This window comes from Escherichia sp. SCLE84 (assembly GCF_012584495.1).
In the GTDB taxonomy this organism is placed as follows: Bacteria; Pseudomonadota; Gammaproteobacteria; order Enterobacterales; family Enterobacteriaceae; genus ECMA0423.
Genome location: NZ_CP051430.1, coordinates 1,933,282 through 1,958,478, shown reverse-complemented (window position 1 = coordinate 1,958,478; position 25,197 = coordinate 1,933,282). Strand labels below are relative to the sequence as shown.

General features: G+C 51.8%; 23 protein-coding genes and 1 other RNA gene. 18 read left to right on the top strand and 6 right to left on the bottom strand.

Translation table 11 applies throughout. The annotated features are described in order from the left end of the window. Window positions 1-224: 224 nt before the first annotated feature. Window positions 225-1,700 carry a muropeptide MFS transporter AmpG gene (ampG, locus tag HGD79_RS09705; protein WP_000098440.1) on the bottom strand — a complete coding sequence of 492 codons (1,476 nt, stop codon included), beginning with the start codon at window positions 1,698-1,700 and terminating at the stop codon, window positions 225-227. Between the two features lie 43 nt (window positions 1,701-1,743). Beyond that, window positions 1,744-2,322, bottom strand: a complete 579-nt coding sequence (locus HGD79_RS09700) for a lipoprotein (protein ID WP_001295326.1) — start codon at window positions 2,320-2,322, stop codon at window positions 1,744-1,746. A 304-nt stretch (window positions 2,323-2,626) separates the two neighbouring features. Here HGD79_RS09700 and bolA point away from each other — a divergent pair, with 304 nt between their 5' ends. The 9 genes from bolA (at window position 2,627) to fadM (ending at window position 12,955) form a co-directional block, all read left to right on the top strand. After that, window positions 2,627-2,944 carry a transcriptional regulator BolA gene (bolA, locus tag HGD79_RS09695; RefSeq protein ID WP_000973448.1) on the top strand — a complete coding sequence of 106 codons (318 nt, stop codon included), beginning with the start codon at window positions 2,627-2,629 and terminating at the stop codon, window positions 2,942-2,944. A gap of 343 nt (window positions 2,945-3,287) precedes the next feature. Beyond that, a complete protein-coding gene (gene tig / locus HGD79_RS09690) occupies window positions 3,288-4,586 on the top strand; it encodes a trigger factor (RefSeq protein ID WP_001198386.1) in 1,299 nt (432 codons plus the stop codon). Window positions 4,587-4,831: 245 nt separating this feature from the next. Then, complete coding sequence (clpP, locus tag HGD79_RS09685; RefSeq protein ID WP_000122253.1) at window positions 4,832-5,455, top strand: ATP-dependent Clp endopeptidase proteolytic subunit ClpP; 624 nt, start codon at window positions 4,832-4,834, stop codon at window positions 5,453-5,455. A gap of 125 nt (window positions 5,456-5,580) precedes the next feature. Then, entirely contained in the window at window positions 5,581-6,855 is a 1,275-nt protein-coding gene (gene clpX, locus HGD79_RS09680) for an ATP-dependent protease ATP-binding subunit ClpX (protein ID WP_000130305.1), read from the top strand. Between the two features lie 187 nt (window positions 6,856-7,042). After that, window positions 7,043-9,397, top strand: a complete 2,355-nt coding sequence (lon, locus tag HGD79_RS09675; RefSeq protein WP_001295325.1) for an endopeptidase La — start codon at window positions 7,043-7,045, stop codon at window positions 9,395-9,397. A 190-nt stretch (window positions 9,398-9,587) separates the two neighbouring features. Beyond that, window positions 9,588-9,878, top strand: a complete 291-nt coding sequence (gene hupB, locus HGD79_RS09670; RefSeq protein ID WP_254892905.1) for a nucleoid-associated protein HU-beta — start codon at window positions 9,588-9,590, stop codon at window positions 9,876-9,878. A gap of 191 nt (window positions 9,879-10,069) precedes the next feature. Beyond that, entirely contained in the window at window positions 10,070-11,941 is a 1,872-nt protein-coding gene (gene ppiD / locus HGD79_RS09665; RefSeq protein WP_000969368.1) for a peptidylprolyl isomerase, read from the top strand. 150 nt (window positions 11,942-12,091) lie between these two features. Beyond that, window positions 12,092-12,463, top strand: a complete 372-nt coding sequence (locus HGD79_RS09660) for a helix-hairpin-helix domain-containing protein (protein WP_000680312.1) — start codon at window positions 12,092-12,094, stop codon at window positions 12,461-12,463. A gap of 93 nt (window positions 12,464-12,556) precedes the next feature. Then, window positions 12,557-12,955: a long-chain acyl-CoA thioesterase FadM gene (gene fadM / locus HGD79_RS09655; RefSeq protein ID WP_001194534.1), complete on the top strand. Its 399-nt coding sequence runs from the start codon at window positions 12,557-12,559 to the stop codon at window positions 12,953-12,955. A 51-nt stretch (window positions 12,956-13,006) separates the two neighbouring features. On the opposite strand, the gene queC is transcribed toward fadM, so the two are convergent. Then, window positions 13,007-13,702, bottom strand: coding sequence for a 7-cyano-7-deazaguanine synthase QueC (gene queC, locus HGD79_RS09650; protein ID WP_000817229.1), 696 nt, complete (start codon window positions 13,700-13,702; stop codon window positions 13,007-13,009). Window positions 13,703-13,766: 64 nt separating this feature from the next. Beyond that, window positions 13,767-15,467 (bottom strand): SgrR family transcriptional regulator, encoded by a 1,701-nt coding sequence (locus HGD79_RS09645; RefSeq protein WP_168848376.1) that lies wholly within the window; start codon window positions 15,465-15,467, stop codon window positions 13,767-13,769. 99 nt (window positions 15,468-15,566) lie between these two features. Here HGD79_RS09645 and cof point away from each other — a divergent pair, with 99 nt between their 5' ends. The 6 genes from cof (at window position 15,567) to amtB (ending at window position 22,407) form a co-directional block, all read left to right on the top strand. After that, entirely contained in the window at window positions 15,567-16,385 is an 819-nt protein-coding gene (gene cof, locus HGD79_RS09640; RefSeq protein ID WP_000113027.1) for an HMP-PP phosphatase, read from the top strand. Between the two features lie 152 nt (window positions 16,386-16,537). Beyond that, on the top strand, window positions 16,538-16,996 hold the full coding sequence (gene decR / locus HGD79_RS09635) for a DNA-binding transcriptional regulator DecR (protein ID WP_000884589.1): 459 nt from the start codon (window positions 16,538-16,540) through the stop codon (window positions 16,994-16,996). A gap of 29 nt (window positions 16,997-17,025) precedes the next feature. Next, window positions 17,026-18,798 carry a SmdA family multidrug ABC transporter permease/ATP-binding protein gene (locus tag HGD79_RS09630; protein ID WP_001235585.1) on the top strand — a complete coding sequence of 591 codons (1,773 nt, stop codon included), beginning with the start codon at window positions 17,026-17,028 and terminating at the stop codon, window positions 18,796-18,798. Then, the gene (locus tag HGD79_RS09625) at window positions 18,791-20,572 is read left to right on the top strand and encodes a SmdB family multidrug efflux ABC transporter permease/ATP-binding protein (RefSeq protein WP_001256174.1); all 1,782 of its coding nucleotides are present in this window, start codon (window positions 18,791-18,793) and stop codon (window positions 20,570-20,572) included. The genes HGD79_RS09630 and HGD79_RS09625 overlap by 8 nt, the downstream gene beginning before the upstream one ends. Window positions 20,573-20,752: 180 nt before the next feature. After that, window positions 20,753-21,091, top strand: a complete 339-nt coding sequence (glnK, locus tag HGD79_RS09620; protein ID WP_000780338.1) for a P-II family nitrogen regulator — start codon at window positions 20,753-20,755, stop codon at window positions 21,089-21,091. Between the two features lie 29 nt (window positions 21,092-21,120). Further along, window positions 21,121-22,407 (top strand): ammonium transporter AmtB, encoded by a 1,287-nt coding sequence (amtB, locus tag HGD79_RS09615; protein ID WP_000685042.1) that lies wholly within the window; start codon window positions 21,121-21,123, stop codon window positions 22,405-22,407. 48 nt (window positions 22,408-22,455) lie between these two features. Here amtB and tesB read toward each other — a convergent pair whose 3' ends face one another. Next, window positions 22,456-23,316, bottom strand: a complete 861-nt coding sequence (tesB, locus tag HGD79_RS09610) for an acyl-CoA thioesterase II (RefSeq protein WP_000075876.1) — start codon at window positions 23,314-23,316, stop codon at window positions 22,456-22,458. A gap of 217 nt (window positions 23,317-23,533) precedes the next feature. Between tesB and HGD79_RS09605 the strand changes: the two genes are divergently transcribed. Beyond that, complete coding sequence (locus tag HGD79_RS09605) at window positions 23,534-24,106, top strand: YbaY family lipoprotein (RefSeq protein WP_000779826.1); 573 nt, start codon at window positions 23,534-23,536, stop codon at window positions 24,104-24,106. 30 nt (window positions 24,107-24,136) lie between these two features. On the opposite strand, the gene HGD79_RS09600 is transcribed toward HGD79_RS09605, so the two are convergent. Further along, window positions 24,137-24,448 (bottom strand): MGMT family protein, encoded by a 312-nt coding sequence (locus HGD79_RS09600; RefSeq protein WP_000409911.1) that lies wholly within the window; start codon window positions 24,446-24,448, stop codon window positions 24,137-24,139. 162 nt (window positions 24,449-24,610) lie between these two features. Here HGD79_RS09600 and ffs point away from each other — a divergent pair. Both ffs and HGD79_RS09590 read left to right on the top strand, forming a co-directional pair. Beyond that, window positions 24,611-24,707: signal recognition particle sRNA small type (gene ffs, locus HGD79_RS09595), an RNA gene on the top strand. A gap of 119 nt (window positions 24,708-24,826) precedes the next feature. Beyond that, window positions 24,827-25,180 carry a DUF1428 domain-containing protein gene (locus HGD79_RS09590; protein ID WP_000878140.1) on the top strand — a complete coding sequence of 118 codons (354 nt, stop codon included), beginning with the start codon at window positions 24,827-24,829 and terminating at the stop codon, window positions 25,178-25,180. Window positions 25,181-25,197: the final 17 nt, after the last annotated feature.

Sequence of the window (25,197 nt, the reverse complement as noted above, 5' to 3'; positions counted from 1 at the left end):
AACAATTGTTTAACAAATAATTATCATTATGGTGACAATTGGGTGGGGAGAAAATAAAGACTCATTAGCTGAATCGTGTAAGAAAAAATAGAATTCATAAATAGCGTCAATAATTTCCAAACGCTAAGCCGCACAAAAGAACAAATATTATTAAGCGATACTGATGTTTATTTAGCCGTAATAATTACGGCGAGTGATTACTACAGCTAAATAATATTTACAGATTACGTCAGATGCGTTTTTCGTAGAGCCAGATAATCCAGCAAACCACCAAGCACGACGCCAGAAAGGGCGACTAAAACCCCGACTTCCAGCAGAGCAGGCAGGAAAGAGAAGTGCGTCAAATCCAGCGTGTCCATCGTCAACAGCAGTAACCACACGGCCAACAGGCTGACGCCCGCCGCCAGTGTCCACATGGCAAAGGCATAACCTGCCGGATATTCGGTACGGGAGATAAAGTTGTCATTTACTCGTGTATATTCAAGCGTCTGGCGGCAAACCAGCAGCAAAATAAGCCCCGGTACGGCAGCGGCGACGGAGAATAGATAGAATGTCGACCAGCCGTGTGCTTCAACAAACCAACCCGCCACGGGGCCGACATAAACTCGTCCTACAGCGGAAAGCGCTGAGAGCAGGGCAAATTGAGTAGCGGAAAATGACTTATTACACAGCGTCATTAACAGCGCGACAAAGGCTGATGTGCCCATCCCGCCACAGAGGTTTTCGAAAAAGACGGCTGCGCCCATGCTGTAGAGATGCTTATCAGTAATCGACAGCAGCCAGTAACCAGCGTTAGACGCACCTTGTAAAATGCCGAAAATTAGCAGCGCCCGGAACAGCGACAGGCGCTGCATCAAAATCCCACCGTACAATGCGCCCACAATGGTCGCCAGTAAGCCAAGCGTTTTGTTAACCACGCCTACTTCACCCGCATCAAACCCGACGCCGCGAATCAAAAACGTGGTTGTCAGGCTCATGGCGAATGCGTCGCCCAGCTTATACAGCACGATAAGAAGCAAAATAAGCCAGGCATTATTGCGACCAAAGAAATCTCGCAGAGGTGCAACAACCGCTTGTTCCAGCGTTTTTGGCACAGGAATGGTGTCGGTCGGTTCTGGTGCAAGCAACGTCGCGATAATACAAGGGATCAACAGCGCCGCCATCAACCAGTACATGCCCTGCCAGCCCAGCCATTTATCTGCCAGCCACAGGGCTAAGCCGCCGGAAACCAGCATCCCTAAACGGTAACCCAGCACGCTGATTGCCGCGCCCGCACCACGTTCTTCTGCCGGGAGCACATCGGTTTTCCACGCATCGAAGACAATATCCTGGGAGGCCGAGCAAAAAGCGATCACCACCGCCAGTGCCGCCATCCAGCGGAGTTGGGTGCCAGGTTCGAGAAAACCCATCGCCGCAATGGCGACTAATAACAGGATTTGCGTGGCGAGCAGCCAACCGCGCCGCCGCCCAAAAAATGGGGGCGTGTAGCGGTCCATCAGCGGTGACCAGAGGAATTTAAAAACGTAAGCCTGGCCTACCAGAGAGAAGAAACCAATGGTTTTGAGATCAATATTCTCGACCGTCATCCAGGCCTGTAAAGTACCGGATGTCAGGGCGAGCGGTAGCCCGGAAGCAAAACCCAGGATCAGCAATATGGCTGAACGCGGCTGTTGAAAAATACGTAAATATTGACTGGACATGGGCGTCTACAGGCCCGGTTTGCACCGGGCCAGAGGGCAGAAATTAACGCGCGTTCTGCTTGATGAATTCGTGGATGCTGGTGTCCTGAGACATATCAGCGATGGTATCGGTCAGCACACTGTTAACCGCATCGGCGATATTTTTGTTGGAGGCCTGGAACGCACCTTCAACGTTGTAGCTGGCACGATAGTTTTTGGTCATTTTGTTGCCATTCTGCGCGGTAGCGATGATGGCGATATCCGCTTTGGTCGCGATGTTGTAGCGCACGTTGCCCTGGGACACGTCAGCATACAGTTGGCTAACGATGATTTGCAGATTAACCGGGCCATTCGGACCAACCATGTAACCACGCGCGGTCATCTGTTTTTCCAGCACTTCTTGCAGCAGGAAACGCAGATCGCGGGAGGCGGTCAGGGTAACGATTTGATTATCGCGGGTGACTTTTGCCAGCGCCTGATCGGTACGCTGATCGGCACCATTAATGCTTACGGTGACGCCCATCAGGCTTGGATCCTGCTGTGGCAGTGTAATCGTCGGGGAAACTTCAATAGTTGTTGGCGGTTTTGCGCATCCTGCAAGCATAAACAGAGCAACTAACGGGAAGAGGATTTTTTTGAACATGTTCGGGCTCTCAGAGACTCTTAAGCGTGTTTGGTAAAAATTCCCGCCATCATAACATTGCCAACGGCGAGGGGAAGTGGGTAAGGCATGTAAATTCATCATGTTGACGAAATAATCACCCCTGGTAAAAGAAACGCTGATGCGAGGCCTGTGTTTCAATCTTTAAATCAGTAAACTTCATACGCTTGACGGAAAAACCAGGACGAAACCTAAATATTTGTTGTTAAGCTGCAATGGAAACGGTAAAAGCGGCTAGTATTTAAAGGGATGGATGACATCTCAGCGTTGTCGGAGGAGATATTTCATGATGATACGTGAGCGGATAGAAGAAAAATTAAGGGCGGCGTTCCAACCCGTATTCCTCGAAGTAGTGGATGAAAGCTATCGTCACAATGTCCCAGCCGGCTCTGAAAGCCATTTTAAAGTTGTGCTGGTCAGCGATCGTTTTACGGGTGAACGTTTTCTGAATCGTCATCGAATGATTTACAGTACTTTAGCGGAGGAACTCTCTACTACCGTTCATGCGCTGGCTCTGCATACTTACACTATTAAGGAGTGGGAAGGGTTGCAGGACACCGTCTTTGCCTCTCCTCCCTGTCGTGGAGCAGGAAGCATCGCGTAAAAACGCATTTGCAACTGTCGGCGCTTTTCCAGTATGTTGCTAAAGATTTTATGAAAAACGGCCTGCGGGCCGTTTTGTTTTGTCTGGATTTTGCGCTTTTTGCCCAGCATTCAGACGAAAATTGCCCGGGAATTGTGAAAAAATACGCGACAGCGCGCAATAACCGTTCTCGACTCATAAAAGTGATGCCGCTATAATGCCGCGTCCTATTTGAATGCTTTCGGGATGATTCTGGTAACAGGGAATGTGATTGATTATAAGAACATCCCGGTTCCGCGAAGCCAACAACCTGTGCTTGCGGGGTAAGAGTTGACCGAGCACTGTGATTTTTTGAGGTAACAAGATGCAAGTTTCAGTTGAAACCACTCAAGGCCTTGGCCGCCGTGTAACGATTACTATCGCTGCTGACAGCATCGAGACCGCTGTTAAAAGCGAGCTGGTCAACGTTGCGAAAAAAGTACGTATTGACGGCTTCCGCAAAGGCAAAGTGCCAATGAATATCGTTGCTCAGCGTTATGGCGCGTCTGTACGCCAGGACGTTCTGGGTGACCTGATGAGCCGTAACTTCATTGACGCCATCATTAAAGAAAAAATCAATCCGGCTGGCGCACCGACTTATGTTCCGGGCGAATACAAGCTGGGTGAAGACTTCACTTACTCTGTAGAGTTTGAAGTTTATCCGGAAGTTGAACTGCAGGGTCTGGAAGCGATCGAAGTTGAAAAACCGATCGTTGAAGTGACCGACGCTGACGTTGACGGCATGCTGGATACTCTGCGTAAACAGCAGGCGACCTGGAAAGAAAAAGACGGCGCTGTTGAAGCAGAAGACCGCGTAACCATCGACTTCACCGGTTCTGTAGACGGCGAAGAGTTCGAAGGCGGTAAAGCGTCTGATTTCGTACTGGCGATGGGCCAGGGTCGTATGATCCCGGGCTTTGAAGACGGTATCAAAGGCCACAAAGCTGGCGAAGAGTTCACCATCGACGTGACCTTCCCGGAAGAATACCACGCAGAAAACCTGAAAGGTAAAGCAGCGAAATTCGCTATCAACCTGAAGAAAGTTGAAGAGCGTGAACTGCCGGAACTGACTGCAGAATTCATCAAACGTTTCGGCGTTGAAGATGGTTCCGTAGAAGGTCTGCGCGCTGAAGTGCGTAAAAACATGGAGCGCGAGCTGAAGAGCGCCATCCGTAACCGCGTTAAGTCTCAGGCGATCGAAGGTCTGGTAAAAGCTAACGACATCGACGTACCGGCTGCGCTGATCGACAGCGAAATCGACGTTCTGCGTCGCCAGGCTGCACAGCGTTTCGGTGGCAACGAAAAACAAGCTCTGGAACTGCCGCGCGAACTGTTCGAAGAACAGGCTAAACGCCGCGTAGTTGTTGGCCTGCTGCTGGGCGAAGTTATCCGCACCAACGAGCTGAAAGCTGACGAAGAGCGCGTGAAAGGCCTGATCGAAGAGATGGCTTCTGCGTACGAAGATCCGAAAGAAGTTATCGAGTTCTACAGCAAAAACAAAGAACTGATGGACAACATGCGCAATGTTGCTCTGGAAGAACAGGCTGTTGAAGCTGTACTGGCGAAAGCGAAAGTGACTGAAAAAGAAACCACTTTCAACGAGCTGATGAACCAGCAGGCGTAATTTACGCAGCATAACGCGCTAAATTCGCACAAAGGCCCGTCACCGCCAGGTGGTGGGCTTTTTTTTGTCATGAATTTTGCATGGAACCGTGCGAAAAGCCTCTTTCGGTGTTAGCGTAACAACAAAAGATTGTTATGCTTGAAATATGGTGATGCCGTACCCATAACACAGGGACTAGCTGATAATCCGTCCATAAGGTTACAATCGGTACAGCAGGTTTTTTCAATTTTATCCAGGAGACGGAAATGTCATACAGCGGCGAACGAGATAACTTTGCACCCCATATGGCGCTGGTGCCGATGGTCATTGAACAGACCTCACGCGGTGAGCGCTCTTTTGATATCTATTCTCGTCTACTTAAGGAACGCGTCATTTTTCTGACTGGCCAGGTTGAAGACCACATGGCTAACCTGATTGTGGCGCAGATGCTGTTCCTGGAAGCGGAAAACCCAGAAAAAGATATCTATCTGTACATTAACTCCCCAGGCGGGGTGATCACTGCCGGGATGTCTATCTATGACACCATGCAGTTTATCAAGCCTGATGTCAGCACCATCTGTATGGGCCAGGCGGCCTCGATGGGCGCTTTCTTGTTGACCGCAGGGGCAAAAGGTAAACGTTTTTGCCTGCCGAATTCGCGCGTGATGATTCACCAACCGTTGGGCGGCTACCAGGGCCAGGCGACCGATATCGAAATTCATGCCCGTGAAATTCTGAAAGTTAAAGGGCGCATGAATGAACTTATGGCGCTTCATACGGGTCAATCATTAGAACAGATTGAACGTGATACCGAGCGCGATCGCTTCCTTTCCGCCCCTGAAGCGGTGGAATACGGTCTGGTCGATTCGATTCTGACCCATCGTAATTGATGCCAGAGGCGCAACTGTGCCGCTATACTTATCCAGGGCGGCACAACGCTGTAAGCGGCTTGCGCCTGAGAATGGCATTTGCGTCGTCGTGTGCGGCACAAAGAACAAAGAAGAGGTTTTGACCCATGACAGATAAACGCAAAGATGGCTCAGGCAAATTGCTGTATTGCTCTTTTTGCGGCAAAAGCCAGCATGAAGTGCGCAAGCTGATTGCCGGTCCATCCGTGTATATCTGCGACGAATGTGTTGATTTATGTAACGACATCATTCGCGAAGAGATTAAAGAAGTTGCACCGCATCGTGAACGCAGTGCGCTACCGACGCCGCATGAAATTCGCAACCACCTGGACGATTACGTTATCGGCCAGGAACAGGCGAAAAAAGTGCTGGCGGTCGCGGTATACAACCATTACAAACGTCTGCGCAACGGCGATACCAGCAATGGTGTCGAGTTGGGCAAAAGTAACATTCTGCTGATCGGTCCGACCGGTTCCGGTAAAACGCTGCTGGCTGAAACGCTGGCGCGCCTGCTGGACGTCCCGTTCACCATGGCCGACGCAACCACGCTGACCGAAGCCGGTTATGTGGGCGAAGACGTTGAAAACATCATTCAGAAGCTGTTGCAGAAGTGCGATTACGACGTACAGAAAGCGCAGCGCGGGATTGTCTACATCGATGAAATCGACAAGATTTCTCGTAAGTCAGACAACCCGTCCATTACCCGAGACGTTTCCGGTGAAGGCGTACAGCAGGCACTGTTGAAACTGATCGAAGGTACGGTAGCTGCTGTTCCACCGCAAGGTGGGCGTAAACATCCGCAGCAGGAATTCTTGCAGGTTGATACCTCTAAGATCCTGTTTATTTGTGGCGGTGCGTTTGCCGGTCTGGATAAAGTGATTTCCCACCGTGTAGAAACCGGCTCCGGCATTGGTTTTGGCGCGACGGTAAAAGCGAAGTCCGACAAAGCAAGCGAAGGCGAGCTGCTGGCGCAGGTTGAACCGGAAGATCTGATCAAGTTTGGTCTTATCCCTGAGTTTATTGGTCGTCTGCCGGTTGTCGCAACGTTGAATGAACTGAGCGAAGAAGCTCTGATTCAGATCCTCAAAGAGCCGAAAAACGCCCTGACCAAGCAGTATCAGGCGCTGTTTAATCTGGAAGGCGTGGATCTGGAATTCCGTGACGAGGCGCTGGATGCTATCGCTAAGAAAGCGATGGCGCGTAAAACCGGTGCCCGTGGCCTGCGTTCCATCGTAGAAGCCGCACTGCTCGATACCATGTACGATCTGCCGTCCATGGAAGATGTCGAAAAAGTGGTTATCGACGAGTCGGTAATTGATGGTCAAAGCAAACCGTTGCTGATTTATGGTAAGCCGGAAGCGCAACAGGCATCTGGTGAATAATTAACCATTCCCATACAATTAGTTAACCAAAAAGGGGGGATTTTATCTCCCCTTTAATTTTTCCTCTATTCTCGGCGTTGAATGTGGGGGAAACATCCCCATATACTGACGTACATGTTAATAGATGGCGTGAAGCACAGTCGTGTCATCTGATTACCTGGCGGAAATTAAACTAAGAGAGAGCTCTATGAATCCTGAGCGTTCTGAACGCATTGAAATCCCCGTATTGCCGCTGCGCGATGTGGTGGTTTATCCGCACATGGTCATCCCCTTATTTGTCGGGCGGGAAAAATCTATCCGTTGTCTGGAAGCGGCGATGGACCATGATAAAAAAATTATGCTGGTCGCGCAGAAAGAAGCTTCAACGGATGAGCCGGGTGTAAACGATCTTTTCACCGTCGGGACCGTGGCCTCTATATTGCAGATGCTGAAACTGCCTGACGGCACCGTCAAAGTGCTGGTCGAGGGGTTACAGCGCGCGCGTATTTCTGCGCTCTCTGACAATGGCGAACACTTTTCTGCGAAGGCGGAGTATCTGGAGTCGCCGACCATTGATGAGCGGGAACAGGAAGTGCTGGTGCGTACTGCAATCAGCCAGTTCGAAGGCTACATCAAGCTGAACAAAAAAATCCCACCAGAAGTGCTGACGTCGCTGAATAGCATCGACGATCCGGCGCGTCTGGCGGATACCATTGCTGCACATATGCCGCTGAAACTGGCTGACAAACAGTCCGTTCTGGAGATGTCCGACGTTAACGAACGTCTGGAATATCTGATGGCAATGATGGAATCGGAAATCGATCTGCTGCAGGTTGAGAAACGCATTCGCAACCGCGTTAAAAAGCAGATGGAGAAATCCCAGCGTGAGTACTATCTGAACGAGCAAATGAAAGCTATTCAGAAAGAACTCGGTGAAATGGACGACGCGCCGGACGAAAACGAAGCCCTGAAGCGCAAAATCGACGCGGCGAAGATGCCGAAAGAGGCAAAAGAGAAAGCGGAAGCAGAGTTGCAGAAGCTGAAAATGATGTCTCCGATGTCGGCAGAAGCGACCGTAGTGCGTGGTTATATCGACTGGATGGTACAGGTACCGTGGAATGCGCGCAGCAAGGTCAAAAAAGACCTGCGTCAGGCGCAGGAAATCCTTGATACCGACCATTATGGTCTGGAGCGCGTGAAAGATCGCATCCTTGAGTACCTTGCGGTTCAAAGCCGTGTCAACAAAATCAAGGGACCGATCCTCTGCCTGGTAGGGCCGCCGGGGGTAGGTAAAACCTCTCTTGGTCAGTCCATTGCCAAAGCCACCGGGCGTAAATATGTCCGTATGGCGCTGGGCGGCGTGCGTGATGAAGCGGAAATCCGTGGTCACCGCCGTACTTACATCGGTTCTATGCCGGGTAAACTGATCCAGAAAATGGCGAAAGTGGGCGTGAAAAACCCGCTGTTCCTGCTCGATGAGATCGACAAAATGTCTTCTGACATGCGAGGCGATCCGGCCTCTGCACTGCTTGAAGTGCTGGATCCAGAGCAGAACGTAGCGTTCAGCGACCACTACCTGGAAGTGGATTACGATCTCAGCGACGTGATGTTTGTCGCGACGTCGAACTCCATGAACATTCCGGCACCGCTGCTGGATCGTATGGAAGTGATTCGCCTCTCCGGTTATACCGAAGATGAAAAACTGAACATCGCCAAACGTCACCTGCTGCCGAAGCAGATTGAACGTAATGCACTGAAAAAAGGTGAGCTGACCGTCGACGATAGCGCCATTATCGGCATTATTCGTTACTACACCCGTGAGGCGGGCGTGCGTGGTCTGGAGCGTGAAATCTCCAAACTGTGCCGCAAAGCGGTTAAGCAGTTACTGCTCGATAAGTCATTAAAACATATCGAAATTAACGGCGATAACCTGCATGACTACCTCGGTGTTCAGCGTTTCGACTATGGTCGCGCTGATAACGAAAACCGTGTCGGTCAGGTAACCGGTCTGGCGTGGACGGAAGTGGGCGGTGACTTGCTGACCATTGAAACCGCATGTGTTCCGGGTAAAGGCAAACTGACCTATACCGGTTCGCTCGGCGAAGTGATGCAGGAGTCTATTCAGGCGGCGTTAACGGTGGTTCGTGCGCGTGCGGAAAAACTGGGGATCAACCCTGATTTTTACGAAAAACGTGACATCCACGTCCACGTTCCGGAAGGTGCGACGCCGAAAGATGGTCCGAGTGCCGGTATTGCTATGTGCACCGCGCTGGTTTCTTGCCTGACCGGTAACCCGGTTCGTGCCGATGTGGCAATGACCGGTGAGATCACTCTGCGTGGTCAGGTACTGCCGATCGGTGGTTTGAAAGAAAAACTCCTGGCAGCGCATCGCGGCGGGATTAAAACAGTGCTAATTCCGTTCGAAAATAAACGCGATCTGGAAGAGATTCCTGACAACGTAATTGCCGATCTGGACATTCATCCTGTGAAGCGCATTGAGGAAGTTCTGACTCTGGCGCTGCAAAATGAACCGTCTGGCATGCAGGTTGTGACTGCAAAATAGTGACCTCGCGCAAAATGCACTAATAAAAACAGGGCTGGCAGGCTAATTCGGGCTTGCCAGCCTTTTTTTGTCTCGCTAAGTTAGATGGCGGATCGGGCTTGCCCTTATTAAGGGGTGTTGTAAGGGGATGGCTGGCCTGATATAACTGCTGCGCGTTCGTACCTTGAAGGATTCAAGTGCGATATAAATTATAAAGAGGAAGAGAAGAGTGAATAAATCTCAATTGATCGACAAGATTGCTGCAGGGGCTGATATCTCTAAAGCTGCGGCTGGCCGTGCGTTAGATGCTATTATTGCTTCCGTAACTGAATCTCTGAAAGAAGGGGATGATGTAGCACTGGTAGGTTTTGGTACTTTTGCCGTTAAAGAGCGTGCTGCCCGTACTGGCCGCAACCCGCAGACCGGTAAAGAGATCACCATCGCTGCTGCTAAAGTACCGAGCTTCCGTGCAGGTAAAGCACTGAAAGACGCGGTAAACTAAGCGTTGTCCCCAGTGGGGATGTGACGAAGTTCAAGGGCGCATCTACTGATGTGCCTTTTTTATTTGTATTCGGTGACTTTCTGTGTCTTGTGGGCTGACAATTGCCCCCGTTTCTTGTCACAATAGGCCTTTGCGCGCATCGATACGTTGCGTGAGGTACACAGTCATCTACAGCGGAGTGTTGTTACACCATGATGGACAGCTTACGCACGGCTGCAAACAGTCTCGTGCTCAAGATTATTTTCGGTATCATTATCGTGTCGTTCATATTGACCGGCGTGAGTGGTTACCTGATTGGCGGAGGCAATAACTACGCCGCAAAAGTGAATGACCAGGAAATCAGCCGTGGGCAGTTCGAGAACGCCTTTAACAGCGAGCGTAATCGCATGCAGCAACAGCTGGGCGATCAATACTCCGAGCTGGCAGCGAACGAAGGCTATATGAAAACCCTGCGTCAACAGGTGCTGAATCGTCTGATCGACGAGGCGCTGTTGGATCAGTACGCTCGTGAGCTGAAACTGGGTATCAGTGATGAGCAGGTTAAACAGGCGATTTTCGCGACCCCAGCCTTCCAGGTTGACGGCAAATTTGATAACAGCCGCTATAACGGTATCCTCAACCAGATGGGGATGACCGCCGATCAGTACGCCCAGGCGCTGCGTAACCAGCTCACTACCCAACAGCTGATTAACGGTGTTGCCGGTACCGATTTTATGCTGAAAGGTGAAACCGACGAGCTGGCGGCACTGGTCGCGCAACAACGCGTGGTGCGTGAGGCGACTATCGATGTTAACGCGCTGGCGGCGAAGCAACCTGTGACCGAACAGGAGATTGCCAGCTACTACGAACAAAACAAAAACAATTTCATGACGCCGGAACAATTCCGCGTGAGTTACATCAAGCTGGATGCCGCAACGATGCAGCAACCGGTTAGCGATGCGGATATCCAGAGCTACTACGATCAGCATCAGGATCAATTCACTCAGCCGCAGCGTACCCGCTACAGCATCATCCAGACCAAAACTGAAGATGAAGCGAAAGCGGTACTTGATGAGCTGAATAAAGGCGGTGATTTTGCTGCATTAGCCAAAGAAAAATCTGCCGATATTATCTCTGCCCGTAACGGCGGCGATATGGGTTGGTTAGAAGATGCCACTATCCCCGACGAACTGAAAAATGCTGGTCTGAAAGAAAAAGGGCAACTGTCTGGTGTCATCAAATCTTCGGTCGGTTTCCTGATTGTACGTCTGGACGACATTCAGCCAGCGAAAGTGAAATCGTTAGACGAAGTACGTGACGACATTGCGGCGAAAGTGAAACACGAAAAAGCCCTCGATGCGTACTATGCGCTGCAGCAGAAAGTGAGCGATGCGGCAAGCAACGACACCGAGTCTCTGGCCGGTGCAGAGCAAGCTGCCGGCGTTAAAGCCACTCAGACGGGTTGGTTCAGCAAAGATAACCTGCCGGAAGAGTTGAACTTCAAGCCGGTTGCCGACGCTATCTTTAACGGCGGTCTGGTAGGTGAAAACGGCGCGCCGGGCATCAACTCTGACATCATCACCGTAGACGGCGACCGCGCATTCGTGCTGCGCATCAGCGAGCACAAACCGGAAGCGGTGAAACCGTTGGCAGATGTTCAGGAACAAGTTAAGGCACTGGTTCAGCACAACAAAGCTGAACAACAGGCGAAAGTGGATGCTGAGAAACTGCTGGTTGATTTGAAAGCCGGCAAAGGTGCGGAAGCTATGCAGGCTGCCGGTCTGAAATTTGGCGAGCCGAAAATCTTAAGCCGTTCCGGTCGTGACCCGATTAGCCAGGCGGCGTTTGCACTGCCACTGCCAGCGAAAGACAAACCGAGCTACGGTATGGCGACCGATATGCAAGGTAATGTGGTTCTGCTGGCGCTGGATGAAGTGAAACAAGGTTCAATGCCGGAAGATCAGAAAAAAGCGATGGTGCAGGGTATCACCCAGAACAACGCACAAATCGTCTTTGAAGCTCTGATGAGTAACCTGCGTAAAGAGGCGAAAATCAAAATTGGCGATGCGCTGGAACAGCAATAATCCTGAAGCCGCCTCGCAAAAAAATGCGTTGCAGCTGTAACAAGAAAAGGTCGCTTTCGCGGCCTTTTCCATTTCTGAACATTGCCATTTGTTTACTGTTTTCACTGCCGTTAAGGTGATTCCACTGTTAACAAACAAGGAGAAAACAGTATGAAACACGGAATTAAAGCACTGCTCATTACCCTGTCCCTGGCCTGTGCCGGAATGTCTCATAGCGCGCTGGCGGCAGCTTCTGTGGCGAAACCGACGGCGGTAGAAACCAAAGCGGAAGCTCCTGCAGCACAAAGTAAAGCAGCAGTACCGGCGAAAGCCAGTGACGAAGAAGGCACCCGGGTCAGCATTAATAATGCCAGCGCGGAAGAGCTAGCCCGCGCGATGAATGGCGTTGGCCTGAAGAAAGCGCAGGCGATTGTCAGTTATCGCGAAGAGTACGGTCCGTTTAAAACGGTGGAGGATCTAAAGCAGGTGCCGGGGATGGGCAATTCGCTGGTGGAACGTAATCTGGCGGTATTAACCCTGTAATTAATTTGCATAGTGGCAATTTTTTGCCAGACTGAAGAGGTCATACCAGTTATGACCTCTGTACTTATAACAACAACGTAAGGTTATTGCGCTATGCAAACACAAATCAAAGTTCGTGGATATCATCTCGACGTTTACCAGCACGTCAACAACGCCCGCTACCTTGAATTTCTCGAAGAAGCCCGCTGGGATGGGTTGGAAAATAGCGACAGTTTTCAGTGGATGACGGCCCATAACATCGCCTTCGTCGTGGTCAATATCAATATTAACTATCGTCGCCCAGCGGTATTAAGCGACCTGTTAACTATTACCAGTCAGTTGCAGCAATTAAACGGTAAAAGCGGCATCTTAAGCCAGGTCATTACACTGGAGCCGGAAGGGCAGGTGGTAGCGGATGCGCTTATTACGTTTGTTTGTATTGATCTTAAAACGCAGAAAGCATTAGCTCTGGAAGGGGAATTGCGCGAAAAGCTGGAGCAGATGGTTAAGTAAACGTTTTGTGGTGCCGGATGCTCAAGCCGCATCCGGCGACACCCGGAATAATTACCTCAACCCGGTTTTCTGCTTCATCGCTGCCATCACCGTCGGTTTATCGGCCAGATAATGATTCAAACCGTTGGCGCGTAAATTACATGCCGCACAATGACCGCAACCGTCGCCTTTAATGCCGTTATAGCAGGTCAACGTTTCGTTACGGACTAAATCCAGTTTGCCGTAATAATCTGCCAGCGCCCAGGTTTCCGCTTTATCAATCCACATCAGCGGCGTTTCAAAACGAATATCTTTCGCCATGCCCAAACTGACGGCATGGTTTAGTGCTTTCACAAACTCATCGCGGCAATCCGGGTAGCCGGAGAAATCCGTTTCACAGACGCCGGTAATTACGGCTTCTGCTTTTACCTGATACGCATATATTGCCGCCAGCGTCAGGAACAAAATATTACGCCCTGGGACAAACGTATTCGGGATGCCATCGGCTTCAGGTTCATAATCAGGCACCGGAATGCTGTCACGTGTCAGGCTGCTGACCGCCAGCTCGTTGAGCAGCGTTACATCAAGAACCTTATGCGCGCGTGCTCCCAGTTTCAGCGCCAGTTCGCGTGCCACGTCGATTTCTGCGCGATGTCGCTGACCGTAATCGAACGTCACGCAATGGACTTCATCATATTGTTGTAATGCCTGCACCAGACAGGTGGTGGAATCCTGGCCTCCACTGAACACAACGACAGCACGTTTCATAGATAATCCTGCTTGAACAATAAAAGCGTTATGGTAACGCCTGCGATTAACCCGGACCAGCTATTCATTGCGACGGCGCGGGAAGCCAGGCTTCGGTAAATTCAAACCAGCCGCGCGGTGTCAGTCGCACACCGTTCACGCCGGGAGGGGCACTAATGCGATAGTGATAGTTGAACAGCGGCGTCAGCGTCGCGTCTGCCATTAACTGGCTAAAAACCGCTTTCAGGGCATTAAATCGGTTTTCCTCATCAGGCATTACTTGCACCGCGTCCAGCGTCGATTGCAGATGTGCATATGCTGGAGCGTCGAAAACATGTGGCCATAGTGGATCGCAACGTAGCCATTGCTCCAGAGTATATTCCGGTGCTTCGCCAATTAATCTGTCGCCCATCATGAGGTCTGCGTGTGCCAGTAGGGTCGTGTCGTCCCAGTTTTTTGCGTTATGAAAAATAATTGTGAGTTCACAGCCTTCCGCTGCCAGTGTCGCCTGTAGGCGTTCTGCCATGGTATGAAGTTCTATCGGTAAGTGATAAACCAGCGTCAAGGTTTTCGGTAGTTTGACTTCATCCGGTACTTGCCAGTGCGGAATAGTCCAGCCTGGCAGTAATGCATGACTGGCGGTGATCAGGTTTTCTCCGACTTCTGACGTTTGTAATAAACCGGATTGATGAATAATGGAGATCACTTTTCGCGCCTGCCAGAGGGAGAGTCGGGGACTTTTGCGCAACGTTAAATAGCAAAAACCTAAACTGATGCCACTACTGACCTGGCTGACCCGTTGCAGCTCCTCCGGTTTGCCGATGGTGATTTGCACGGGATGCCGACAACTGGTTCCCAAATCTTTTTCGAAAAGCGGCGGAGTTATCCAGTACTCAACCGCTTTAAGCAGCGGATGACGCAAATGGTAATAATCATGGCTCTCCAGGCGCACCAGCTCCGCTGTGAATTGTGTTAAGCGAAAAGGACCAGTGCCGATCAGTGGGAATTGCGGATGCGCCAGATGGCTGCAATAGCTCGCCAGCCGGTGCGCAAGCCAGTAATCGGGGCGATGTAAAAAGAAGGTCAGACACTGCGGATGGGTGACTTCAATACGCTTCACGCTAATAAATAATTGATCCAGTGCTGGCAGTTGTAACAGCATCAATAATCGCTGGTGTAAGTGTGAGGCTTTTACTGCATCGCCGTTATGCCAGTGTAGGGTTGAACGAAGATAAAAGTCCCAGCGTAACCCGTCAGTAGAGGTTTCCCAGTGATGCGCTAAATCGCCAATCGGGCGCTGAGTATTATTATCGAAGCGGGTCAGGCCGGAAAATATCTGCCCGGCGAGATGCTGCTCGGCACGGCCGGGCAAAAAGCCTGGTTGTAGCGGTTCGAGCGGGCGATAGTAGGGAATACGCAACGTGGGTGTATCGTTTTGCCATTGTCCGCCCATAAACGGCTGTAACAGAGTGCGCAGCTCACCTGGGGCCAGTTGCGCCAGCTCCAGCACATCTTGCTGCTTTCCGGTTTCCAGTGCCTGTTCCATCATCGCATTGCGTAGCGATTCCGGCGTGACCAGAAAGCGTAATTGTCCGCGCTTTCCGCGTCCTGACTGCGCCTGCCACTCCAGCCATCCCGCCTCCTGTGCCTGACGCAACAGCGTACGAACATGGCGTTCGCTGCAAAAACAGCGTTCGGCCAGTTCGCTGACGGTGACGGTTTGCGGCTTTCCGGCTGAAGGTTGCCACAGACGTTGATACTGGTTAAGACGGTTGAGCAATCGCATATAAACCCGGAACAATATTATTTAACTATTCACTATTACTTCCGTATATATCAGGTGATACTCAATCACCATTAACCGTGTCACAGAGTGGAGAAAGAAATGGCTCGTCTGGCAGCATTTGATATGGATGGCACTTTATTGATGCCTGACCATCATTTAGGTGAGAAAACCCTCTCTACTTTGGCGCGACTGCGTGAACGCGACATTACCCTCACTTTTGCCACGGGGCGTCATGCGCTGGAGATGCAGCATATTCTCGGGGCGCTATCGCTGGATGCATATTTGATTACCGGCAACGGAACGCGCGTGCATTCTCTGGAAGGTGAACTTTTACATCGTGATGATTTACCTGCGGATGTCGCAGAGCTGGTGCTGTATCAGCAATGGGATACCCGAGCCAGCATGCATATCTTCAATGACGACGGTTGGTTTACCGGGAAAGAGATCCCTGCGTTGTTGCAGGCATTTGTCTATAGCGGTTTTCGTTATCAGATAATCGATGTCAAAAAAATGCCACTCGGCAGCGTCACCAAGATCTGCTTCTGTGGCGATCACGACGATCTTACACGCTTGCAGATCCAGCTATACGAAGCATTAGGCGAGCGTGCACATTTGTGTTTTTCCGCCACGGATTGCCTCGAAGTGCTGCCGGTGGGCTGCAATAAAGGCGCTGCATTGACGGTGCTGACCCAACATTTAGGTTTATCGTTGCGCGATTGCATGGCCTTTGGTGATGCGATGAACGATCGCGAAATGTTAGGCAGCGTCGGTAGCGGGTTTATTATGGGCAATGCGATGCCGCAACTGCGCGCGGAGCTCCCGCATTTACCGGTGATTGGACATTGCCGAAATCAGGCTGTCTCTCACTATTTGACGCACTGGCTGGACTATCCACATCTACCTTATTCCCCCGAATAACGAGATCCCTTCCAGCACCGGGCAATTGCCCGGTTTTTTTTGCGTTGAATTTGTCATTTTGTGCCGTGGTGTTTAAACCGCACAGAATAAATTGTCGCGATTTCACCTTTAAAATAGAATTAAAAGAGAAAAAAATTCTCCGTGGAAGGGCTATGTTAGATAAAATTGACCGTAAGCTGCTGGCCTTACTGCAGCAGGATTGCACCCTCTCTTTGCAGGCACTGGCTGAAGCCGTTAATCTGACAACCACCCCTTGCTGGAAGCGCCTGAAACGGCTGGAGGATGACGGTATCCTTATCGGCAAAGTCGCCCTGCTGGATCCGGAAAAAATAGGCCTCGGCCTGACCGCCTTTGTGCTGATAAAAACGCAACATCACAGCAGCGAATGGTATTGCCGCTTTGTCACGGTGGTTACCGAAATGCCAGAAGTGCTGGGGTTCTGGCGCATGGCTGGTGAATACGATTATCTGATGCGCGTCCAGGTTGCCGACATGAAACGCTACGACGAGTTTTATAAGCGTCTGGTAAACAGCGTGCCGGGGCTGTCGGACGTCACTTCCAGCTTCGCGATGGAACAGATTAAATACACCACTTCTTTACCCATCGAATAAATATCCAGAATCAGGTCAGGACACAACGCGTGCGATTATTTGCTCAATTAAGCTGGTATTTCCGTCGGGAATGGCGTCGCTATCTCGGGGCTGTCGCCTTGCTTGTCATTATCGCGATGCTGCAACTGGTTCCGCCAAAAGTGGTTGGTATTGTTGTCGATGGCGTGACAGAACAACACTTTACTACCGGGCAGATCCTGATGTGGATCGCCACCATGGTGCTGATTGCCGTTGTGGTTTATTTCCTGCGTTACGTCTGGCGGGTATTGCTGTTTGGTGCGTCTTATCAACTGGCTGTTGAACTGCGTGAAGATTATTACCGTCAGCTAAGCCGGCAGCATCCTGAGTTTTACCTGCGTCATCGCACGGGTGACCTCATGGCTCGTGCGACCAATGACGTCGATCGCGTCGTGTTTGCCGCCGGAGAAGGGGTGCTGACGCTGGTGGATTCACTGGTGATGGGCTGCGCTGTGTTGATTATGATGTCTACGCAAATTAGCTGGCAGTTGACCTTATTTGCCCTGTTGCCGATGCCAGTGATGGCGATCATGATTAAGCGCAACGGCGATGCCTTGCATGAACGCTTTAAGCTGGCACAGGCGGCGTTTTCCAGTCTTAATGACCGCACCCAGGAAAGCCTCACCAGTATCCGCATGATCAAAGCCTTTGGTCTGGAAGATCGCCAGTCGGCGTTATTTGCCGCGGATGCCGAAGATACCGGCAAAAAAAACATGCGGGTGGCGCGTATTGATGCTCGTTTCGACCCGACAATCTATATCGCGATTGGTATGGCGAACTTGCTGGCGATTGGCGGCGGTAGTTGGATGGTGGTGCAGGGCAGTTTAACGCTGGGCCAGCTCACCAGTTTTATGATGTATTTAGGTCTGATGATTTGGCCAATGCTGGCGCTGGCATGGATGTTTAACATTGTGGAACGTGGTAGTGCTGCGTACAGCCGTATTCGTGCGATGCTGGCGGAAGCGCCGGTGGTGAACGATGGTAGCGAACCCGTGCCGGAAGGGCGTGGCGAACTTGATGTAAATATTCACCAGTTCACGTATCCGCAGACTGACCATCCTGCGCTGGAAAACGTCAATTTCGCCCTGAAACCCGGTCAGATGCTGGGTATCTGCGGGCCGACTGGTTCCGGCAAAAGTACCCTGTTGTCGCTCATTCAGCGTCATTTCGACGTCAGCGAGGGGGATATTCGCTTTCATGATATTCCTCTGACGAAGTTACAACTCGATAGCTGGCGTAGCCGCCTGGCGGTAGTTAGCCAGACACCGTTCCTTTTTTCCGACACCGTAGCGAACAACATCGCGTTGGGTTGCCCGAATGCCACCCAGCAAGAGATTGAGCATGTCGCGCGGTTAGCCAGCGTACATGACGATATTTTGCGTTTACCGCAAGGTTACGATACAGAGGTGGGCGAGCGCGGCGTGATGCTTTCCGGCGGGCAAAAACAGCGTATCTCTATTGCTCGTGCGTTATTAGTCAACGCGGAAATCCTCATCCTTGATGATGCGCTTTCGGCGGTGGACGGACGCACAGAGCACCAGATCCTGCATAACCTGCGTCAGTGGGGACAGGGAAGAACGGTAATCATCAGTGCCCATCGCCTTTCGGCACTGACGGAAGCCAGTGAAATTATTGTGATGCAGCACGGACATATCGCCCAGCGTGGCAATCATGATGAGCTGGCGCAACAAAGCGGCTGGTATCGCGATATGTATCGCTATCAACAACTGGAGGCGGCGCTCGACGACGCTCCGGAAATTCGCGAGGAGGCCGTCGATGCGTAGTTTTAGCCAACTGTGGCCGACTCTCAAGCGTCTGTTAGCGTACGGTTCGCCGTGGCGTAAACCGCTGGGGATTGCGGTCCTGATGATGTGGGTTGCGGCAGCGGCAGAAGTCAGTGGGCCGCTGCTTATCAGCTATTTTATCGACAATATGGTAGCGAAAAATAACCTGCCGTTGAAAATGGTTGCAGGGCTGGCTGCGGCGTATGTTGGGCTACAACTGTTTGCCGCCGGGCTACATTACGCGCAGTCGCTGCTGTTTAATCGGGCGGCAGTAGGCGTAGTGCAACAGTTGCGTACCGACGTGATGGATGCCGCATTGCGCCAGCCATTAAGCGAGTTTGATACCCAACCCGTCGGGCAGGTGATTTCCCGCGTCACTAATGACACTGAAGTGATCCGCGATCTCTACGTTACCGTAGTGGCAACTGTCCTGCGTAGCGCCGCACTGGTGGGCGCGATGCTGGTGGCGATGTTCAGCCTCGACTGGCGAATGGCGCTGGTGGCGATAATGATTTTCCCGGTGGTGCTGGTGGTAATGGTGATATACCAGCGTTACAGCACGCCGATTGTCCGTCGTGTGCGCGCCTATCTAGCGGATATCAACGACGGCTTCAACGAAATCATCAATGGCATGAGCGTTATCCAGCAGTTCCGTCAGCAGGCGCGATTTGGCGAACGTATGGGGGAGGCCAGTCGTTCACACTATATGGCCAGGATGCAAACCCTGCGCCTCGACGGTTTTCTGCTGCGTCCGCTGCTGAGTCTGTTTTCATCGCTCATTCTTTGTGGCTTGTTGATGCTGTTTGGCTTCTCCGCTAGCGGCACCATTGAAGTGGGCGTGCTGTATGCGTTTATCAGCTATCTTGGGCGACTTAACGAACCATTAATCGAACTGACCACGCAACAGGCGATGCTGCAACAGGCTGTTGTTGCTGGTGAGCGCGTGTTTGAACTGATGGACGGACCGCGCCAGCAATATGGCAATGATGATCGCCCGTTACAGAGTGGCACCATCGAAGTCGATAACGTGTCATTTGCTTATCGCGATGACAATCTGGTGCTAAAGAACATTAATCTCTCTGTGCCTTCGCGTAACTTTGTGGCACTGGTCGGGCATACCGGCAGTGGCAAAAGCACCCTCGCCAGTTTATTGATGGGCTATTACCCGCTAACGGAAGGTGAGATTCGCCTTGATGGTCGTCCATTAAGTTCGCTAAGTCACAGCGCGCTGCGCCAGGGCGTGGCAATGGTGCAGCAAGATCCGGTGGTGCTGGCGGATACCTTCCTCGCCAACGTGACGCTGGGGCGTGATATCTCCGAAGAACGCGTCTGGCAGGCGCTGGAAACCGTGCAACTGGCGGAGCTGGCGCGCAGCATGAGTGATGGTATTTATACGCCGCTGGGCGAGCAGGGGAATAATCTCTCCGTCGGGCAAAAGCAACTGCTGGCACTGGCACGCGTGTTGGTGGAGACGCCGCAAATCCTGATCCTTGATGAGGCAACCGCCAGCATTGACTCCGGTACTGAACAGGCGATTCAACATGCTCTGGCGGCTGTGCGTGAACATACCACGCTGGTGGTGATTGCTCACCGCTTATCGACCATTGTTGATGCCGACACCATTCTGGTGCTTCATCGTGGGCAAGCCGTGGAGCAGGGCACTCACCAGCAACTGCTGGCGGCCCAGGGACGCTACTGGCAGATGTATCAACTGCAACTTGCGGGCGAAGAGCTGGCAGCCAGCGTGCGTGAAGAAGAATCATTGAGCGCCTGAATAGCGCAATATTTCATCGTTGGTGCAAAAATGTAACGCACTGTGCACTGTCATAGTGCGTTTTCATTTTTAATCTTCTTAACTTCCTGCTCTCTTTCTCGTTTTTCATTTCTGGCACACCGCTTGCAATACCTTCTTCGTGTAGCAGAACCATTACCGAATTCTGACCGGAGGGGATCTATGAAGCTGGTGACCGTGATAATCAAACCATTCAAGCTGGAAGACGTTCGTGAAGCGTTATCTTCCATTGGTATTCAGGGCCTGACCGTCACCGAAGTGAAAGGTTTCGGGCGTCAGAAAGGGCATGCCGAGCTGTACCGGGGGGCGGAATACAGCGTCAACTTCCTGCCAAAAGTAAAAATTGATGTGGCAATTGCTGATGACCAACTCGATGAAGTGATCGATATCGTCAGTAAGGCGGCTTACACCGGAAAAATTGGCGACGGCAAAATCTTCGTCGCTGAATTGCAACGCGTCATTCGTATTCGTACCGGCGAAGCCGACGAAGCGGCGCTGTAATCTCTGGCACACAGCAACAGGAACGAAAAATGAAGATAGCGACGATAAAAACTGGGCTTGCTTCACTGGCGATGCTGCCGGGACTGGTAATGGCTGCACCTGCGGTGGCCGATAAAGCCGACAATGCGTTTATGATGATTTGTACTGCGCTGGTGCTGTTTATGACTATTCCGGGGATTGCCCTGTTTTACGGTGGGTTGATTCGCGGCAAAAACGTGCTGTCGATGCTCACGCAGGTGACGGTGACATTTGCACTGGTCTGTATTCTCTGGGTGGTTTACGGTTACTCGCTGGCGTTTGGTGAGGGTAACAACTTCTTCGGCAACGTTAACTGGTTGATGCTGAAAAACATCGAACTGACGGCGGTGATGGGCAGCATTTATCAGTATATCCACGTAGCGTTTCAGGGATCGTTTGCCTGCATTACCGTAGGCTTGATAGTTGGGGCGCTGGCGGAACGAATCCGCTTCTCAGCTGTGTTGATTTTCGTGGTGGTATGGCTGACGCTCTCTTACATTCCGATTGCGCATATGGTGTGGGGCGGTGGTTTGCTGGCTTCTCACGGTGCGCTGGATTTCGCGGGTGGCACGGTGGTGCACATTAACGCAGCAATCGCCGGTCTGGTGGGCGCGTATCTGATAGGCAAACGCGTGGGCTTCGGTAAAGAGGCGTTTAAACCGCACAATCTGCCGATGGTCTTCACCGGGACTGCCATTCTCTATATCGGTTGGTTTGGCTTTAACGCCGGGTCAGCGGGCACGGCGAATGAAATCGCGGCACTGGCATTTGTGAATACTGTGGTCGCAACGGCGGCGGCAATTCTTGGCTGGATCTTCGGTGAATGGGCGCTGCGTGGTAAGCCTTCACTGCTGGGGGCGTGTTCTGGCGCGATTGCCGGTCTGGTCGGCGTGACGCCAGCGTGTGGCTACATTGGGGTTGGCGGCGCGTTGATTATCGGCGTGGTAGCTGGTCTGGCGGGCTTGTGGGGCGTTACCATGCTCAAACGCTTGCTGCGGGTGGATGATCCCTGCGATGTCTTCGGTGTGCACGGCGTTTGTGGCATTGTCGGCTGTATCATGACCGGGATTTTTGCCGCCAGTTCGCTGGGCGGCGTGGGCTTCGCTGAAGGTGTGACGATGGGCCATCAGTTGCTGGTACAGTTGGAAAGCATCGCCATTACAATCGTCTGGTCCGGTGTGGTGGCATTTATTGGCTACAAACTGGCGGATCTGACGGTTGGCCTGCGTGTGCCGGAAGAACAGGAGCGCGAAGGGCTGGACGTCAACAGCCACGGCGAGAATGCCTATAACGCGTAACAAGCACTGCAAAAAACAGCCGGACGGTTTTCACCTCCGGCTATTTTTTTAATTGTGATTACGCATCACCCCTTCCTGAACGGTCGAGGCAACCAGTACGCCGTCCTGGGTATAAAACTCACCGCGCACAAAGCCGCGTGCGCTGGACGCCGAGGTGCTCTCCACGCTATACAGCAGCCATTCATTCAAATTAAACGGGCGATGGAACCACATGGAATGGTCAATGGTGGCAATCTGAATCCCCGGTTCGAGAAAACCGATGCCGTGCGGCTGTAGAGCTACCGGCAGGAAGTTAAGATCAGAAGCGTAACCGAGCAGATACTGATGAACGCGCAGGTCATCCGGCACGCTACCATTTGCGCGGATCCACACCTGACGATGTGGTTCTGCGACGTGACCTTTCAGTGGGTTATGAAACTCCACCGGACGGACTTCCAGCGGACGATCGCAGATGAATTTATCTTTCAGCACTGGCGGCAGCAGGTGCGCCAGCGATTGGGCGATTTGCGTTTCCGAAGGCAGGCCATCAGGCGCTGGCGCGGACGGCATTGTTTTTTGATGTTCGAAACCCGCTTCTGGTGCCTGGAAAGAGGCCGTCATATAAAAAATCGGTTTGCCGTTTTGAATAGCAGCAACCCGGCGGGCGCTGAAGCTGTTACCGTCACGCAGCGTTTCGACATCATAAATAATCGGCTTCTTACTATCGCCAGGGCGAAGAAAGTAGCTGTGAAACGAATGTACCAGCCGCTCTTCAGGGACGGTCTCTTTTGCAGCATACAAGGCCTGACCCACGACCTGGCCGCCAAACACCTGGCGTAAACCTAAATCTTCACTCTGGCCGCGAAAGAGTCCTTCCTCAATTTTTTCCAGATTTAACAATGTCAGTAAATTTTTTAGCGCCTGACTCATATAACTCTCCAGTAACAAAGCTGCCGCAGCAAGCCAAAGTGAGTTGAGTATAACGCAAATTTGCTACTGGTCCGATGGGTGCAATGGTCTGAATTACGGGCTAATTACAGGCAGAAATGCGTGATGTGTGCCACACTTGTTGACGTTACTATTTTGTTAACCACTCTTCCGGCGAGGAAAGTTAGCCCGCTGGTGCATTGATAATAAGGAGAAATGAATGAAACTCGTGCACATGGCCAGTGGTTTAGCGGTTGCGATTGCGTTGGCGGCTTGCGCAGATAAAAGCGCGGATATTCAGACGCCAGCCCCGGCTGCAAATACGTCTATTTCAGCAACACAACAACCTGCTATCCAGCAACCGAATGTCTCCGGTACCGTCTGGATCCGGCAGAAAGTCGCACTGCCGCCTGATGCTGTGCTGACCGTGACACTTTCTGACGCGTCGTTAGCCGATGCACCGTCAAAAGTGCTGGCGCAGAAAGCGGTGCGTACCGAAGGTAAACAGTCACCATTCAGCTTTGTTCTGCCATTTAATCCGGCAGATGTTCAGCCGAACGCGCGTATTCTGTTGAGTGCGGCGATTACCGTGAATGACAAACTGGTATTTATTACCGATACCGTTCAGCCGGTGATCAACAAGGGCGGAACTAAAGCCGACCTGACATTGGTGCCGGTGCAGCAAACCGCCGTGCCGGTTCAGGCCAGCGGTGGTGCAACGACTACCGTACCTTCGACTTCACCAACTCAGGTGAATCCGTCTTCGGCAGTTCCAGCTCCTACGCAATATTAAGCGACGTTAACCCTCTCCGCCCGGAGAGGGTTAGTAGTTCCAGCGATAACGCTGCAAGTCGATTTGCCCGCTTCCCGATACCATCACACCTTCTGCCAGTAATGCCTGTCGCTGACGCTGTAAATCCGGTCCGGTTAGCGAAATTGTGCCGTGGCGATTAACCACCCGGTGCCAGGGTAAGGTGCTGCCTTCAGGGAGACGCTTTAACACACCGCCCACCTGGCGCGCGGCGCGGGGCGATCCCGCCAGTTTCGCCACATCACCGTAAGTGGTGACATAGCCTTCGGGAATAGCGGCGACGATTTGCCAGACGCGTTGGGGAAATGAATCTTCTTTTTCCATCTTTTCTTCCTGAGGTAATTTTTCAGCATAATCTGGAAAAACGCCCGAGTGAAGTCGCATTGCGCAAGAAACCAGCATCTGGCACGCGATGGGTTGCAATTAGCCGGGGCAGCAGTGATAATGCGCCTGCGCGTTGGTTCTCAACGCTCTCAATGGGGGCTCTGTTGGTTCTCCCGCAACGCTACTCTGTTTACCAGGTCAGGTCCGGAAGGAAGCAGCCAAGGCAGATGACGCGTGTGCCGGGATGTAGCTGGCAGGGCCCCCACCCATTTCTGCCTCCCACCGTTTCGTCAAAAAACCCCAACATGGCTAAACTTTAACCACAACTGACGTCGCAAGAATTGTCTGGCTGCGCAGTACGCTTCGGAGGTATGTCTGATGAAGTATGTTGATGGTTTTGTGGTTGCCGTTCCTGCCGATAAAAAGGATGCCTATCGGGAAATGGCCGCTAAGGCTGCGCCATTGTTTAAAGAGTTTGGCGCGCTTCGTATTGTCGAATGCTGGGCCAGCGATGTACCGGATGGCAAAGTGACCGATTTTCGTATGGCGGTGAAAGCGGAAGAGAATGAAGAGGTTGTCTTTAGCTGGATTGAATACCCTTCAAAAGAGGTCCGCGACGCTGCTAATCAAAAGATGATGTCGGACCCACGGATGAAAGAGTTCGGCGAGTCCATGCCGTTTGACGGCAAGCGAATGATCTATGGCGGATTCGAGTCAATCATCGACGAATAGGTAGCGTGACGGGCTGT

Excerpts from the sequence above, each read along its gene's own strand:
- lon (WP_001295325.1), top strand. The coding sequence starts at position 7,043 with ATGAATCCTGAGCGTTCTGAACGCATTGAAATCCCCGTATTGCCGCTG.
- ampG (WP_000098440.1), bottom strand. The coding sequence starts at position 1,700 with ATGTCCAGTCAATATTTACGTATTTTTCAACAGCCGCGTTCAGCCATA.
- clpP (WP_000122253.1), top strand. The coding sequence starts at position 4,832 with ATGTCATACAGCGGCGAACGAGATAACTTTGCACCCCATATGGCGCTG.
- HGD79_RS09645 (WP_168848376.1), bottom strand. The coding sequence starts at position 15,467 with ATGCGATTGCTCAACCGTCTTAACCAGTATCAACGTCTGTGGCAACCT.
- bolA (WP_000973448.1), top strand. The coding sequence starts at position 2,627 with ATGATGATACGTGAGCGGATAGAAGAAAAATTAAGGGCGGCGTTCCAA.
- cof (WP_000113027.1), top strand. The coding sequence starts at position 15,567 with ATGGCTCGTCTGGCAGCATTTGATATGGATGGCACTTTATTGATGCCT.
- glnK (WP_000780338.1), top strand. The coding sequence starts at position 20,753 with ATGAAGCTGGTGACCGTGATAATCAAACCATTCAAGCTGGAAGACGTT.
- tig (WP_001198386.1), top strand. The coding sequence starts at position 3,288 with ATGCAAGTTTCAGTTGAAACCACTCAAGGCCTTGGCCGCCGTGTAACG.
- HGD79_RS09605 (WP_000779826.1), top strand. The coding sequence starts at position 23,534 with ATGAAACTCGTGCACATGGCCAGTGGTTTAGCGGTTGCGATTGCGTTG.
- ppiD (WP_000969368.1), top strand. The coding sequence starts at position 10,070 with ATGATGGACAGCTTACGCACGGCTGCAAACAGTCTCGTGCTCAAGATT.
- amtB (WP_000685042.1), top strand. The coding sequence starts at position 21,121 with ATGAAGATAGCGACGATAAAAACTGGGCTTGCTTCACTGGCGATGCTG.
- fadM (WP_001194534.1), top strand. The coding sequence starts at position 12,557 with ATGCAAACACAAATCAAAGTTCGTGGATATCATCTCGACGTTTACCAG.
- HGD79_RS09590 (WP_000878140.1), top strand. The coding sequence starts at position 24,827 with ATGAAGTATGTTGATGGTTTTGTGGTTGCCGTTCCTGCCGATAAAAAG.
- clpX (WP_000130305.1), top strand. The coding sequence starts at position 5,581 with ATGACAGATAAACGCAAAGATGGCTCAGGCAAATTGCTGTATTGCTCT.
- HGD79_RS09700 (WP_001295326.1), bottom strand. The coding sequence starts at position 2,322 with ATGTTCAAAAAAATCCTCTTCCCGTTAGTTGCTCTGTTTATGCTTGCA.
- decR (WP_000884589.1), top strand. The coding sequence starts at position 16,538 with ATGTTAGATAAAATTGACCGTAAGCTGCTGGCCTTACTGCAGCAGGAT.
- HGD79_RS09660 (WP_000680312.1), top strand. The coding sequence starts at position 12,092 with ATGAAACACGGAATTAAAGCACTGCTCATTACCCTGTCCCTGGCCTGT.
- queC (WP_000817229.1), bottom strand. The coding sequence starts at position 13,702 with ATGAAACGTGCTGTCGTTGTGTTCAGTGGAGGCCAGGATTCCACCACC.
- tesB (WP_000075876.1), bottom strand. The coding sequence starts at position 23,316 with ATGAGTCAGGCGCTAAAAAATTTACTGACATTGTTAAATCTGGAAAAA.
- HGD79_RS09600 (WP_000409911.1), bottom strand. The coding sequence starts at position 24,448 with ATGGAAAAAGAAGATTCATTTCCCCAACGCGTCTGGCAAATCGTCGCC.
- HGD79_RS09625 (WP_001256174.1), top strand. The coding sequence starts at position 18,791 with ATGCGTAGTTTTAGCCAACTGTGGCCGACTCTCAAGCGTCTGTTAGCG.